Raw genomic sequence first — 15,175 nt, forward strand, 5'->3', positions numbered from 1 at the left:
CTGCACCCGGACGTAGTAAGCACAATGCAAAACGCCGTGAGTGTTCACGGCGTTTTTTACTCCCATCTCGGCCTGCCGAGCGCTCTACTGCACGGCTAGAAGCTGACCCGATAACCCAGGGTCACGGTGCGCCCGCGGCCCATAAACATCTGATCGTCACGCTTGCTGGCGGCCTGGGCGTAGTAGCTCAGGTATTCCTTGTTCAGTAGGTTCTCGATACCCAGGCTGGCTTCGCCCACCGGCAGGCGATAGCCGAGCGAGGCGTCGACCAGGCTGTAGCCGTCGAACTCCAGAGCCGGGTCGTCGAAGCCGCGGCTGGCGTAATGGTTGGCCTGCAGGCGGGTGTTCAGCTTGTCGGTCCAGTTGGCCTGCCAGCTGACGCCGTAGCGATCCGGGGAGATGTTGGCACCGTCCAGATCAGTATCGACCTTGCCGTCACCGTCGGTGTCGGACTGACCATTGACCTGGGCATAGGTGGCCTGCAGCCGATGCACGGGGTTGATCTGCCAGCCGGCCGTGGCCTCGATGCCGTCGATTTCGCTGCGTTCGCGACGAATCTGGAACGCCCCGCCGACATTCTCCAGGCGCGCGCCCAGGTCGGCATTGGATTCGAAGTAGCCGATTTCCGCATCGAACGGACCATGGTTGAAGCGCAGGCCAACCTCGCGGTTGTCAGTGACGATCGGCTGCAGGTCGAGAAAGCTGTCGACGCTCATGCCCGGCTGGCTGATGCCGCGCAGCACGCGGCCAACATCCGGCATGCCAAAACCTTCGGAGTAGTTGGCGTAGAGCTGCGCCCAGTCCGTGAGCTGAAACACCAGGCCGGTGTTGAACAGGGTTTCCTCGAACGTCGGGCTACCGCCCTCGACGCTGACCCCACCGCGTGGCGTGGTGGTCGAGGCGATGGTGTGGAAGCTGCCAACCTCCAGCTCGGCATACTCGTGGCGCACCCCGGCGTGTAGGGTCAGGCGCTCGTGGGCGCGGATTTCCGCCTGGATAAAGGGTGCCAAATTGCGAAATTGCGTTTCCGGCACCCATTCGCGGCCGGTGGCAATCAGCATCTGGCGGGTGGTGTCCTGCAGCACATCGAGGCCGCCGGTGAGCATCAGATGGTTATCAAACAGGCCATCGCGGCTCAGGGTGAACTTGCCGCCGTATTTGTCCGACTCATTCTGCGACTGGTCGAACAGGGTGCCGACCGGCGCAAGCGCGGGGTCCTGGAAAGACGCCAGGGTATTACCGCCAAACCGGGCGCGAAAACGCTGGCTGTAGAGCTGCGCGCTCAGGCGGTTGCCGTACAGGTCGTCATGCTTGTAGCTCAGGCTGGTGGCCAGCACCTCGTTCTGCGGTGCTTCGCCCGGCGGGCTGCCCTTGCGCGAGGTGGCCGGAGTACCCGCCGCGCGGTCACCCGGCACATTGACGTACTCATGCTCGCCTTCGATCTGGAAGCGATTGACCATCAATTCCAGGTTCTGCTCGCTGTCGAACCAGTAACCGAGCTTGAGCAGCAGGTCGCTGCTAACCGAATTCATGATGTCGCCCTGGGTGTCGTCCACGCCGATCAGCGTACCGTTGGCATCGTAGGACATGCCGCGGGTCTGCCAGCTGGCGGCGGCCAGGTAGTCCCAGCTGCCCTCGTTGCCTTCAACCCGGTAATCCAGCTTGTAGCCCAGGCCGGCGGACTCATAGTCGCTCGGCGCTTCCAGGCTGACCCCGGCGTGCTGTTTGAGCGTACCGCCCTTAGGCCTGCGGGTGACGTAGTTGATGATCCCGCCGGTAGCGCCCAGGCCATGTTCGGCGCTGGCCCCGTGGATCACTTCGATGCGCTCGACCATGGACATATCGATGGTGTAGCCATCGCGGGCGCTATCACGCAGCGGCGTGGACTGCGGCACGCCATCGATCAGCACCAGCGCCGAACGGCCACGAAAGGTCTCGCCGGCGCTGCTCATCTTCTGCCGGCTCGGCGAATAGGACGGAATCAGGTTGCTGAGGATCTGGCCGTGATCGGAAGTGATCGCCAGCTGCTGTTCGATCTGCTCGCGAGTGATCACCGTGATCTTCTGCGGCGTCTTGCCCGCCTCGCTCTTGGCGCGGGTAGCACTGATGGTCACAGCCTCCAGTTCGACCGCCTCTTCGGCATAAACGGGGACACCCGCAAGGGCCATACAAGCCAGGGAAATGCTTAGACAAAGACGGGAACGACAGAACACAGGGGCGGCCTCCAGGGGAATTACGCAGTGAAAGCGTCAGGGCCGCGCACCATACATTAGTTGCAAATCACTTGCATTAGCATCCGCATCTTAATCCGAACATCCTCCGCCTGCGCCCCATGGACCGAGCCAGGCTAGACGAACCCAGCGGACAGAAAAAAAGGCACGGGGATCAGCCCGTGCCTTTTTGCCCAGCGCTTGGCCAGGTGTTACAGGAAGAACGACTTCAGCGGCGGGAAGCCGTTGAACTCCACCGCGCTGTAGCTGGTGGTGTAGGCACCGGTGGACAGCCAGTAGAGGCGGTCGCCGATGGCCAGGTTAAGCGGCAGGCCGTACTTGTAGTTCTCGTACATGATGTCGGCGCTGTCGCAGGTCGGGCCGGCGATCACCACCTCTTCCATCTCGCCCTTCTTCTCGGTCCAGATCGGGAACTTGATGGCTTCGTCCATGGTTTCGATCAGGCCGCTGAACTTGCCCACGTCCACGTAAACCCAGCGCTCCACGGCGGTACGCGACTTGCGCGCCACCAGTACCACTTCGCTGACCAGGATGCCGGCGTTGGAGATCAACGAACGGCCCGGCTCGAGGATGATTTCCGGCAGGTCGTCGCCGAAGTCGTCCTTGAGGAAGCGGATGATTTCCTCGGCGTAGGTTTCCAGGCTGTTGGTGCGGGTGATGTAGTTGGCCGGGAAGCCACCGCCCATATTGATCAGCTTGAGGTGGATGCCGTCTTCTTCTTTCAGACGCTCGAAGATCACCTTGACCTTGGCGATGGCGGCGTCCCACACAGAGATATCGCGCTGCTGCGAGCCGACGTGGAAGGAGATGCCGTATGGCACCAGGCCCAGGTCGCGGGCGAGGATCAGCAGGTCCATGGCCATATCGGTCTGGCAGCCGAATTTGCGCGACAGCGGCCAGTCGGCTGTGGTCGAGCCTTCGGTAAGGATGCGCACATAGATTTTCGATCCCGGCGCGGCCTTGGCGATATTGCGCAGGTCGGCTTCCGAGTCGGTAGAGAACAGACGCACGCCCTTCTCATAGAAGTAGCGGATGTCCTTGGATTTCTTGATGGTGTTGCCGTAGCTGATACGGTCAGCACTGACGCCGCGGCTCATCACCTTGTCCAGCTCGTAAATCGAGGCGATATCGAAGCTCGAACCCTTGTCCTTGAGCAGGTCGATGATCTCGACCGCAGGGTTGGCCTTGACCGCGTAGTAGATCTTGGCGAACTCGAAACCGGCGCGCAGGTCGTCATAGGCCTGGCTGATGATCGAGGTGTCGATCACCACGAACGGGGTTTCGTGCTGATCGGCGAACGCTTTCATGCGTTGAAAAGTGGCGGGTGCGTAATAGTCTTCGACCTTGATCGGCATGCTAGGACTCCAGTTGGCAGAACCAGTTAAAACATTTCAGTCAAGTAACCCTAGCACTCGCTAGCCATTACTCAGCCTTGAGGGATGCCCGGCGGCTTAGCCGCACAAGCAGAACGTCTAATCAGTATCCCCACTTTGGTTCGCCTACTTCCCAAGGCATGTCGCCGAGTACCCTGCGGGGTCTCTCGTCGTCAGTACTTGAGCCGGATGGATCGTTGCCAGCATGGACGTTCGGGCGCGAACTTTAGGGCCATGGGGGGCTGAGAGCAATCAATAATTAGCGCAGTTTCGTCACCAGCCTTGTCTTGTCGATTGCTCGTTTTATATTCAAAACAAAACGCTAGGGAATGCTGCACAAATGGGCGAAATACCAGGAATTCACGGTCTGACTACAGGTCGCCGCGCGAACGGGCGTTTACCGTTATAATCGCCGCCTTTTTTGACAGACCGACTATCAGTCGACGGGTTCCCGCAAAATGACCATCCAGGCCGCCGAAGTCGCCAAACGCCGCACGTTCGCGATCATCTCCCACCCCGACGCCGGTAAGACCACCATTACCGAAAAGCTGCTGCTGATGGGCAAGGCCATTGCCGTGGCCGGCACGGTGAAGTCGCGCAAGTCCGATCGTCATGCCACCTCCGACTGGATGGAAATGGAAAAGCAGCGCGGTATCTCCATCACCACCTCGGTGATGCAGTTCCCCTACCGCGATCATATGATCAACCTGCTCGACACCCCCGGCCACGAAGACTTCTCCGAAGACACCTACCGCACCCTGACTGCGGTGGACAGCGCGCTGATGGTGCTCGACGGCGGTAAGGGTGTAGAGCCACGCACCATCGCCCTGATGGATGTGTGCCGCCTACGCGATACGCCGATTGTCAGCTTCGTCAACAAGCTCGACCGCGATATCCGCGACCCGATTGAGCTGCTCGACGAAATCGAAGCGGTACTCAAGATCAAGGCCGCGCCCATCACCTGGCCGATTGGCTGCTACCGCGACTTCAAGGGCGTGTACCACCTGGCTGACGACTACATCATCGTCTACACCGCCGGTCACGGCCACGAACGTACCGATGTGAAAATCATCGAAAAACTCGACTCCGATGAGGCCCGCGCCCACCTGGGTGACGAGTACGAGCGCTTTATCGAGCAGCTGGAGCTGGTGCAGGGTGCCTGCCATGAATTCGATCAGGACGAATTTATGAACGGCCAGCTGACCCCGGTGTTCTTCGGCACCGCCCTGGGCAACTTCGGCGTCGACCATGTGCTCGATGCGGTGGTCGACTGGGCACCCAAGCCGCTGGCGCGCGTCGCCAACGAGCGCACCGTGGAGCCGGTGGAAGATAAATTCAGCGGCTTCGTGTTCAAGATCCAGGCGAACATGGACCCCAAGCACCGCGACCGCATTGCCTTTATGCGCATCTGCTCGGGCAAATACAGCCAGGGCATGAAGATGCGCCACGTGCGCCTGGGCAAGGACGTACGCATCGGCGACGCCCTGACCTTCTTCTCCAGCGAGCGCGAAATGCTGGTCGAGGCCTATGCCGGCGACATCATCGGCCTGCACAACCACGGCACCATCCAGATCGGCGACACCTTCACCGAAGGCGAAGCGCTGGGCTTCACCGGCATCCCGCACTTCGCCCCGGAACTGTTCCGCCGCGTGCGCTTGAAGGATCCGTTGAAATCCAAGCAACTGCGCCAGGGCCTGCAACAGCTGGCCGAAGAAGGCGCAACCCAAGTGTTCTTCCCCGAACGCAGCAACGACATCATCCTCGGCGCGGTCGGCGTGCTGCAGTTCGACGTGGTCGCCAGCCGCCTGAAAGAGGAATACAAGGTGGAATGCGCCTACGAGCCCATCACCGTGTGGTCGGCGCGCTGGATCGAGTGCAGTGATAAGAAGAAGCTTGAGGAGTTCTCCAACAAGGCGGTGGAAAACCTCGCGCTGGATGGCGGCGGCCACCTCACCTACCTGGCCCCCACCCGGGTCAACCTGGCGCTGATGGAAGAACGCTGGCCGGACGTGAAATTCAGGGCTACGCGCGAGCATCATTGATGGGTGGTCGGTGATCGGTGGTAAAAGCCGACCCTCACCCCTAGCCGGGCGCCCCCGCCCTCTCCCTAAAAGGGAGAGGGGGCTGATCGGTGGCGGCTAAAAGGTCATGGTCAGCAATTCGAAACCGTGGCGCTTATCGCAGCCAACAGAACGACTGCTAATTACGCATCAACACAATCGACTCCCTCTACCCTCCGGGGAGAGGGCTGGGGTGAGGGGCAGCAATCTCAGCCTGACGCAAAATCCCCGCTAACAATCAGCCAACCCTCAAAGCCGCCCCCCCCCCCATTACCGCGCAGCATCCTCATCAAGAGTCCAGGCCACCAGCGAGTCGCCCATGCGCGTGCCGAACGAGCCGTGTCCACCGGCCATCACCACCACATACTGCTTGCCGGTCTTCTCTGACACATAGCTGATCGGCGTGGCCTGCCCGCCCGCTGGCAAACGGTCTTTCCACAGCTCCTCACCAGTGCTCAGGTCATAAGCCCGCAGGTAGTAATCCAGGGTACCGCTAAGAAAGCCCAGGCCACCGGCAGTGATCAGCGGGCCACCCAGGGCCGGCACGCCGACGCTAAAGGGAATGCCCAACGGCGCACTGTCGCGGCTGGTGCCGTTCTTGTGCTGCCAGACTTTCTCCATGCTGCGCAGGTCCACGGCGGTCACGTAACCCCAGGGCGGCGACTGGCAAGGTAGGCCCAGCGGCGACAGAAAAGGCTCCAGGCGGACCATATAAGGCGCACCCAGGTTGGGTTGCAGGCCCAGCTCGCCGCCGCCCATGCGGGCGTCTTCGGGGACCTCGTCACGCTTGACCAGGCGCGAGACAAACGCCAGGTAGTTCGGCGCGCCGAAGAGTATCTGCCGCACCGGATCGACCGCCACCGACGGCCAGTTGAACACCCCAACATTGCCCGGATAGATCAGCGAACCCTGCTCCGACGGTGGAGTGAAATCCCCGTCGTAACGCAGCTGGTGGAACTGGATGCGGCACATCAGCTGGTCGAACGGCGTACCGCCCCACATGTCGCGCTCGCGCAGCGGCTGCTCGGGGGCATAGCTGAGCGCCGAGACCGGCTGGGTCGGCGCGGTGAAATCGCCCGCCACCGTGCCCTGGGGCACCGGGTGCTCGCTGACCGGCACTATGGGTTCGCCAGTGCGCCGATCAAGCACGTAGAGATCGCCGCGCTTGGTCGGCTGGATAATCGCCGGCAGCGGTCCCTGGGGGCTGTCGATATCAACCAGGGTGGGCTGGGACGGCAGATCACGGTCCCAGAGGTCGTGGTGCACGGTGCGGAATTCCCAGCGCACCTGGCCGGTGGCCAGATCCAAAGCCACCAGCGTAGCGGTAAAGCGCTCGGCCTCGGGGCTGCGCGGCACGGCCCACTGATCCGGCGTCTGGTTGCCAGTGGGGATATACACCAGCCCAAGGGCCTCGTCCGCCGTGGCGATGGTCCAGGAGTTGGGCGTGCTGCGTACATAGGTCTCGCCAGCCGGCAACGGCTGGGTGGCATCCGGACGACCGGGGTCGAAGTTCCACACCAGTTCACCCGTGCGTACGTCATAGGCGCGGATCACCCCGCCAGGGGAATCCACCGAGCCATTGTCGGTCACCGAACCGCCGACGATCACCAGCTTCTCGGTCACCACCGGCGGTGAGGTCGGCAGGTAGACGCCCAGGGCGTCATCGCCTAGGCCAATCTTGAGGTCGACCCTGCCGCCTTCGCCAAACGCCTCGCAGGGCTGGCCATCGTGCAGATCGAGGGCGTACAGGGTCGCGTCGTTGGTCGGTAGAAACAGCCGCTGCGTGCAGCGCTCGGCCGGTTGCGCGGGTGCCCGCGGGGTACGTTGCAGGGCGTCGCTCGGCACGATGCTCGGCTCGCGCGCCTGCGTCGTCATGACCGGCACCGCGGGCTCGGCGTAGGCCGCCGCATCGTGATAGGCCAGGCCGCGGCAGGTCATATGCTGGTAATACTCAGCCTCACGGTTGATGGCCGGATCGAAGCGCCAGCGCTCCTTGCCGGTATCGGCATCCACAGCAATGGCGATGCTGTGCGGGGTGCAGATAAACAGATTGTCGCCGACCTTCAGCGGCGTGACCTGGTTAGTCACCTCGCCTGGGTCGCCTTCGCCCGGCAGATCGCCGGTGTGAAATACCCAGGCCTTTTTCAACTGGCCGACGTTATCCGGGTTAATCAGATCGGCCGTGGCGTAGCGGTCGCCACGGTCCGAGCCGCCATAGGCGGTCCACTCACTGGCCGAGCGACCGGCCTGCGCCGCCGGGTTACCACCGGCCAGCCGGGCGCTGTCGAAGGAGCCGCCCAGGCGGTGGTAATTCTGAGTCAGCGAGTAGCCCGCCATCGCCGCACCGAGCAGCAAGCCAAGCCCCAGCAGGCCCGTTGCGCCGTCGCGCCAATAGAGTTGCGGACCGATATGCCGGTTGATAAACGGCAGAAACAGCCACAGACCGAGCACACACCAGAGGTCGATGCGCGGTGCCAGTTGCCACCAGTCGAAGCGCACCTCGAACACCGTCCAGGCCAGACTCGCCAACAGCAGCACGGCGTACAACCAGAGCCCCGCCCGCTGACGCTGACGGATCAGCACGCCCACCAACAGCAAACCCGTGCCCGCCAACAGGTAGTACCAGGAGCCACCCAGCCAGGCCAGATAAGCCCCACCCAGGGCCAACAACCCACCCATCACCCCCGCCGCCCAGGCGGTCAGCACCACACGCATCGGTTGTGCTACGTATCCGTCCGTCATCGTTCACTCCGTTTTTTGCCAGCCCGCCGACGACGGACACCTGTTTAATGGATTCGGAGCGGCCGGCAGAGTTCAGGGAGTTGGTAGTCAGGGCAGCGCGGTTCTAGGAGGTATGGGCGAATACACCCGTTTAACGCGGGTCAACCTGAACAGGATGGAATGGAGCTGAGCCGGATAGGGCAATTTAGGGCCACGTAGGAACATCGTTGATCGGTGATCGCTGGTCAAAGCCAACCCTCACCCCCGCCCTCTCCCTAGAAGGGAGAGGGGGCCGATCAGTGGCGGTTGGATGTCCGCAGCAAACAGGTACTACGCAGCCGACGCGCGCCCCTGGCAGCGGTGGAGCTGGCTACGAACCAACAGACAGACTGCAATTATCGATTTCACACAATCGGCTCCCTCGCCCCTCCGGGGAGACGACTGCATGGATGCAGGAGGTAGGGCGACGCAGGACGCTAAAGCCGAGGGCTGGGGTGAGGGGCTGCCATCTCAGCCTGCCGCAAAATCTCCGCCAGCACCTCCGGCATCTGCGCCAATACCTCCCGGTTGCTAAAGCGAATCACCCGAACGCCACGGCTACCCAGATAGCGGCTGCGTTCGACATCGCGGTGCAAAGCCTCATCGCCGAAGTGCTGCCCACCATCCAGCTCGACCGCCAGCTCCAGCTCTGCGCAGTAGAAATCCAGTACATAAGGAGGCAGAGGATATTGCCGGCGAAATTTGAAACCGCTGAGCTGACGATTGCGCAAATGCTGCCAGAGCAACTGCTCGCAATCGGTCAGCTCATGACGCAGTTGCTTGGCAAATTCGCGTTGCTCGGCTGTAGGCCGTTGAATGCCTTTGGGCATGCTTCACCTCCGTGTGAAGTTGCAGAATTACCCCTCACCCTAACCCTCTCCCCGAGGGGGAGAGGGAACTGATCTGTGCGCGCCCAGTAGATCTTAGCCCGTCGCACCTAATGCAACGATTAAAGCTCGGTTGGTTAGTAGCGACTGGATGATTGTGGCCGCGAGCGCTACGCCGATCGGCTCCCTCGCCCCTCCGGGGAGAGGGATGGGGCACCCGGCTAGGGGTGATGGGCAGTCATCTCAGCCTGCCGCAAAATCCTCGCCAACAACCAACTGCTGCCCCCCCTACACCGTCTCCCCCGCCGTCACCAGCTCCACCGCCTCGCCTTTTTTGATTACGGCATACACCACCCCGGTCAGCAGGCTGCCGGCGACTATGGCCAGCAAATAAAGCAGCGCGTGGTTGATGGCGTTGGGGATCAGCAGTACGAACAGGCCACCATGGGGTGCCATCAGTTTGCAGCCGAAGTACATCGACAGTGCGCCGGTCAGGGCACCGCCGGCGATGCTGGCCGGGATCACCCGCAGCGGGTCCTTGGCGGCGAAGGGGATTGCCCCTTCGGAGATAAAGCACAGCCCCAGCACCCCGGCGGCCTTGCCGGCTTCGCGTTCGCTCTGGGCGAATTTGTGGCGGGCGATCAGGGTGGCGATGGCCATGCCGATTGGCGGCACCATACCGGCGGCCATTACCGCGGCCATGGGCGCGTAGCTCTGTGAGGCCAGCAGGCCGACCGAGAAGGCGTAGGCGGCCTTGTTGATTGGCCCACCGAGGTCGACGCACATCATGCTGCCCAGCAGCAGGCCGAGCAGGATCGCGTTGGTGCTGCCCATGCTGTCGAGAAAGCTGGTCAGCGCGACGAGCATGCCCGCCACCGGCTTGCCAACCACATAGATCATCACCAGGCCGGTGAACAGACTGGCCAGCAGCGGGATAATCAGGATCGGCTTGAGCGCCTCGACACTGGCCGGCAACTGCACCCAGCGAGCAATGGCCTTGGCCGCATAACCGGCGAGGAAACCGGCGATGATGCCGCCGATAAAACCCGCGCCCAGGCTGCTGGCCAGCAGGCCGCCGATCATCCCAGGGGCCAGACCGGGACGGTCGGCGATGGAGTAGGCGATATAACCAGCCAGCAACGGCACCATCAGCTTGAATGCGGTCTCGCCGCCAATCTGCATCAGCGCGGCGGCCAGGCTGCCCTCTTCCTTGAATGCCTCGATGCCGAAAACGAACGACAGGGCGATCAGCAGGCCGCCGGCCACCACCATCGGCAACATATAGGACACGCCGGTGAGCAGATGCTTGTAGGGCCCGGCCTGGCTCGGCGCAGCCGTCTCGCCGCGGCTTGCGGCTGCCAGCGGCACGGCTTCGGCCAGGGCGCGCTGCAGGGTCTGGGTCGGCTGTTTAAGGGCCACTCCGGTGCCGCAGCGGAACACCTTCTTGCCGGCGAAGCGAGCGGTTTCCACCTCAATATCGGTGGCCAGCAGCACCACGTCGGCGGCGGCGATGGCGGCTTCATCGAGTACGTTACGCGCGCCCACCGAGCCGCGGGTTTCCACCTGCAGCTCGTAGCCCAGTTTCGCGGCGGCCTGTTGCAGGGCCTCGGCGGCCATAAAGGTGTGTGCTACCCCGGTCGGGCAGGCGGTGATCGCCACCAGCCGCGGCCGTGCGCTGACGGTTGCGCTCGCCGCGTCGAATGCCTGCAGCGTCACGGCATCGGCCGCCGCCGCGCGGAGAAAGCCCTCGGGGTCGGCCAGGGCCTCGGCCGGGGTGGATTGCACCAGGCGCTTGCCGACAAAGCGCTGCAGGGGCAGCTCGCCGGTCTTGACCACCACCACCAGTTCGGCGGCGGCGATGTCCGCCTCGCTCAGTGGCGAGCCGATGGCCTTGGGGTCGTGCACTTCGACCTGGCTCGACCAACCCAGGCGCTGGGCAGCGGCTTGCAACAAGCGTGAACAGAGCACGCTGGTAACCATGCCATTGGGGCACGCGGTGACGATCAGCAGATTCATGGAGACAACCTCTTTTATTATTTTTTAATTCAGGGGGGCGACGGTCACGCCGGCTTCCAGGCGCGCCAGCTGTTCCCTGTCGTGAATACCAAAACCGATCTGGGTCACCGCCTGGGCGGCGATGGCCGTGGCCAGGCGCAGGCTACGCTCGGCCGGCCAACCGGCCAGCAGGCCGTGCAGGGTGGCGGCGAGCAGCGAGTCACCCGCACCCACCGTGCTGACCACCTCGACCCGCGGCGGCTGCGCCTGCAGCGCAATGTCCGGGCCGAACCAGCTGACGCCCTCGGCCCCGCGTGACAGCAGCACATGCTCGACGCCCTGCTGACGCAGGCGTAGCGCCGCGGCATGCAGTTCGGCCCCGGTCTCGGACGGCAACTCACAGGCCTCGGCCAGCTCTTCGGCATTCGGTTTGATCAGCCAGGGCCCCACCGCCAGACCGGCACGCAACGCCGCGCCACTGCTGTCCAGCACCAGCGGCAAGCCCAGGGCCTTGAGCCGGCGCAACAGCCCGGCGAACCATTCGGGGCTTACCCCCTGAGGCAGACTGCCGGCCACCACCACAGCGTCGTGGCCGGCGGCGATCTGCTCCAACCGTTCGAGCAACTCGGCCTGGTGCCGCGCCTTGACCTGCGGGCCCGGGCCGTTGAGGTCGGTGATGCGCCCGTCCTGTTCCGCCAGTTTGATATTGCTGCGGGTCTCCCCGGGCACGCGGATAAAGGCATCAATAAAGCCGCGCCGGGCGAACAGGGCCTCGAAGGGGCCGGCATTAGCCGCACCGAGAAAGCCGCCGACCGTAACCTTATGGCCCAGGTCAGCCAGCACCTGGGCCACATTCAGGCCCTTGCCGGCGGCGTGGCTGCTCTGCCCCAGGCTGCGGTTGAGCGCGCCGGGCTGCAGGCTCTGCAGGCGCACGGTCAGGTCCAGCGCCGGGTTCAAGGTCAGGGTCAGGATGCGTGCCATCAGTCGCTCTCCTCCATCAGTGCGCGCACCGCCGCCGCGCTCTCCAGGCCCAGGGCCTGTTGCGCCAGCGCCTGGCTGTGGCGGTAATCGAGCTCGCGCACCCGCGCCTTGACCAGGGCGATGCTACGCGCCGAAACGCTCAGCTCATCGACCCCCAGGCCCACCAGCAAAGGCACCGCGAGCATGTCGCCGGCCAGTTCGCCGCACACCCCGACCCACTTGCCATGGGCGTGGGCGGCTTCCACCGTCATGCTGATCAGGCGCAGCACCGCCGGGTGCAGGCCGTCTGCCTGGGCTGACAGAGTCGGATGGTCGCGGTCGATGGCCAGGGTGTATTGGGTCAGGTCATTGGTGCCGATGCTGAAGAAGTCCACCTCGCGGGCCAGCACCGGGGCCAGCAACGCCGCAGAAGGCACCTCGACCATAATCCCCAGTTGCAGGTCGTCCAGGAGGATTTCCTCGCGCAGACGCAGGGCCATATCCCGCGCCACGCGCCACTCCTCGACGCCGTAGACCATGGGAAACATGATCCGCAACGGCCGCCCGGCCGCCGCGCTCAACAACGCACGCAGCTGGGTTTCAAGCATATCCGGGCGCTGCAGGCTGAGGCGGATGCCGCGCACACCGAGAAAGGGGTTGGTCTCCGCCGGCATCGGCAAGTAGGGCAAGGGTTTGTCGCCACCGACATCCAGGGTGCGCACCACCAGCGGCCGGCCGTCCAGGGCATCGAGCACGCGGCGGTATTCGAGCTCCTGGGTGGCCTGATCCGGGGCCTGGCTGTGGTCCATAAACACCAGCTCGGTGCGCAGCAGGCCGACGCCTTCGCCGCCCGCCTCCACTGCCGCCGCGGCCTCGGCGCTGGCCCCGATATTGGCCGCCACTTCCAGACGCTGGCCGTCGCGGGTGATCGCCGGCTGCAGACGCTCGGCGTGGGCGCGCTGGCGGCGCAGTTCGCCCTGCTCACGCTGATGCCGAGCCTGCTCCAGGGTCTGCTCGTTGGGGGCTATACGGAGCAGGCCATGCTCGCCATCCAGCAGCAGCGGCGTGCCCTGAGCCAGGCTTAGCACCGCCTCGCCGGCACCCACCACCGCCGGGATGCCCAAGGCCCGGGCGATGATTGCGCTATGGGCGGTGGCACCGCCGCGGGCAGTGAGGATGCCCGCCACGCGCTCGCGGTTGAGGCTGGCGACATCCGAGGGAGCCACCTCGTCCATCACCAGAATATAGGGCTCATCCGGTTCGCGCGGAGCCTCGACACCGCACAAGCGGGCCAGCACACGCCGACCGATATCGCGCAGGTCAGCGGCGCGCTCGGCCAGCAGGGCATCGTGCAGGGCTTCCTGCTGCGCCGCCGCGGCCTCGATCTCGGCATGCCAGGCCGCCTCGGCGCTGGCCCCCTGAAGCAGGCGCGCCGCGACATCCTCGGCCAGCGCCGGGTCGCGCAGCATGGCCTGATGGGTGATAAATATTTCGCGGATATTGGCCTCTGCGCGGGTTTCGACCAGGCGCTGAATATCCTCATCGACCTGCGCGAGCGCCGCATTCAGGCGCTCGCGCTCAGCCGCCACGCCCTGCCCTTGCGCCGGGTAGTCGAAACACAACGGCACCCGCACCAGTGCCGGACCGATGGCGATCCCCGGCGCGGCGGCAACTCCCTGAATACGCGCCCCGGCAACCGGTGCGGGCAGCTTGACCACGGCATTTGTTGGCGGCACGACAACAGGTGCTGCGGCCTGCGTCGGCAAGGGCTCGACACTTTCGCCCAGGCCGGCCTGCACCGCGGCCTCAATCGCCGCCAGGGCGTCGTTGGCAATAGCCGGTTCGGCGCTGAACTCCAGGGCCTGACCGCGGCGGGCACCGAGGCTCAGCAACTTGCTCAGACTTTTCGCCGAAACCCCAAGGCCGGGCTCACCAGCCAGGCGCACGCGCACTTCGCCGGTAAAGGCCTGGGCCACTTCGCAGAGCATCTTCGCCGGGCGCGCATGCAGACCATGGGCGTTGGCCAGGATGATATTCAGCACAGGCCAGTCGGCCGGCACCTCGCCGCCCAGGGCTTCGAGCACACTGCGGCTGGAAGTTGCCTGGCTGAAGGCCGCAGCGCGCCCCTCGATCAACAGATCGCACAGGCGCTCAAGCAACTGACGATGGGCCTCGCCCAGGCTGGCCAGACAGAACAGGCCGCGCAACGGTTGATCCCGATACTCAAGCGCCTGCGCCGGGGTAACAAAGGCCAGGCCCGGACGCAGTACCGCCTGGTCGCTGTGCAGCCACCACAGGCCATTGCCCAGCGGCAGCGGCTCGCCCTGGGCCAGTTGGTTGGCGAACGCCGGCTCGGCGCAGCCGGCCTTTTTCAACAGCCGCGCGCCCTGCCAGAGCAGTTCGTCGAAATCCTCGACCGCCAGGCCCAGGCCAATCAGCTGGCTATCCAACGCCAGCTCCTGGGGGGCGCCCTGCAGCAGCGCGACTATCGCCTCGGGCTCACGCGCCTCACGCAGGGCCTGGCTGAGATCGCCCTCGCCCAAGGCCCGGGTCAGCAGTTGCAGCAGATGCAGGTGTTCGTCGGAACGGGCAGCAACGGCAATCGCCAGGTAGACCATTTGGCCATTGCCCCAGTCCACCCCATCGGGGAACTGGATCAGGCGTACGCCGGTGCAGTGCACCTGGTCGCGGGTTTGCGGCGTGCCATGGGGAATCGCAATGCCCTGGCCCAGGTAGGTCGAGCCCTGCGCCTCGCGGGCCTGCATGCCGACCAGGTAGCCAGGCGCGACCAACCCGCCGGCGCTCAGGACCTCGGCCAGCAGCGCCAGCGCCGCCTGTTTGTCCGGGGCGCTATGGCCCATCTGGATTTGCGTGACATTCAGTTCGAGCATTTTATTGTTCTCCTCGGGCCGGTGAGACTGGCTGTGCAGGCGCACCGCGCTACCCACAGGATAGTCAGACGCCCCGCC

General features: G+C 64.4%; 8 protein-coding genes. 1 reads left to right on the plus strand and 7 read right to left on the minus strand.

Annotated features, from left to right (window positions below; translation table 11 throughout):
* Nucleotides 1–95: 95 nt before the first annotated feature.
* Nucleotides 96–2,213 carry a TonB-dependent receptor gene (locus VMP31_RS12230; protein ID WP_325507452.1) on the minus strand — a complete coding sequence of 706 codons (2,118 nt, stop codon included), beginning with the start codon at nucleotides 2,211–2,213 and terminating at the stop codon, nucleotides 96–98.
* A gap of 209 nt (nucleotides 2,214–2,422) precedes the next feature.
* Nucleotides 2,423–3,586, minus strand: a complete 1,164-nt coding sequence (locus VMP31_RS12235) for a type III PLP-dependent enzyme (protein ID WP_325507454.1) — start codon at nucleotides 3,584–3,586, stop codon at nucleotides 2,423–2,425.
* Nucleotides 3,587–4,062: 476 nt separating this feature from the next.
* On the opposite strand from VMP31_RS12235, the gene VMP31_RS12240 reads away from it, so the two are divergent.
* Complete coding sequence (locus tag VMP31_RS12240) at nucleotides 4,063–5,646, plus strand: peptide chain release factor 3 (protein ID WP_325507456.1); 1,584 nt, start codon at nucleotides 4,063–4,065, stop codon at nucleotides 5,644–5,646.
* A 288-nt stretch (nucleotides 5,647–5,934) separates the two neighbouring features.
* On the opposite strand, the gene VMP31_RS12245 is transcribed toward VMP31_RS12240, so the two are convergent.
* From VMP31_RS12245 to ptsP, 5 genes are all read right to left on the minus strand, one after another.
* The gene (locus tag VMP31_RS12245) at nucleotides 5,935–8,406 is read right to left on the minus strand and encodes a membrane-bound PQQ-dependent dehydrogenase, glucose/quinate/shikimate family (protein WP_325507458.1); all 2,472 of its coding nucleotides are present in this window, start codon (nucleotides 8,404–8,406) and stop codon (nucleotides 5,935–5,937) included.
* A 455-nt stretch (nucleotides 8,407–8,861) separates the two neighbouring features.
* Nucleotides 8,862–9,254, minus strand: coding sequence for an endonuclease domain-containing protein (locus VMP31_RS12250; protein WP_325507460.1), 393 nt, complete (start codon nucleotides 9,252–9,254; stop codon nucleotides 8,862–8,864).
* 285 nt (nucleotides 9,255–9,539) lie between these two features.
* A complete protein-coding gene (locus VMP31_RS12255) occupies nucleotides 9,540–11,267 on the minus strand; it encodes a fructose-specific PTS transporter subunit EIIC (protein ID WP_325507462.1) in 1,728 nt (575 codons plus the stop codon).
* Nucleotides 11,268–11,291: 24 nt separating this feature from the next.
* Nucleotides 11,292–12,227: a 1-phosphofructokinase gene (pfkB, locus tag VMP31_RS12260; protein ID WP_325507464.1), complete on the minus strand. Its 936-nt coding sequence runs from the start codon at nucleotides 12,225–12,227 to the stop codon at nucleotides 11,292–11,294.
* Nucleotides 12,227–15,097 carry a phosphoenolpyruvate--protein phosphotransferase gene (ptsP, locus tag VMP31_RS12265; protein ID WP_325507466.1) on the minus strand — a complete coding sequence of 957 codons (2,871 nt, stop codon included), beginning with the start codon at nucleotides 15,095–15,097 and terminating at the stop codon, nucleotides 12,227–12,229. The genes pfkB and ptsP overlap by 1 nt, the downstream gene beginning before the upstream one ends.
* Nucleotides 15,098–15,175 lie beyond the last annotated feature (78 nt).

The organism is Pseudomonas sp. (assembly GCF_035512415.1).
Lineage (GTDB): Bacteria > Pseudomonadota > Gammaproteobacteria > Pseudomonadales > Pseudomonadaceae > Aquipseudomonas.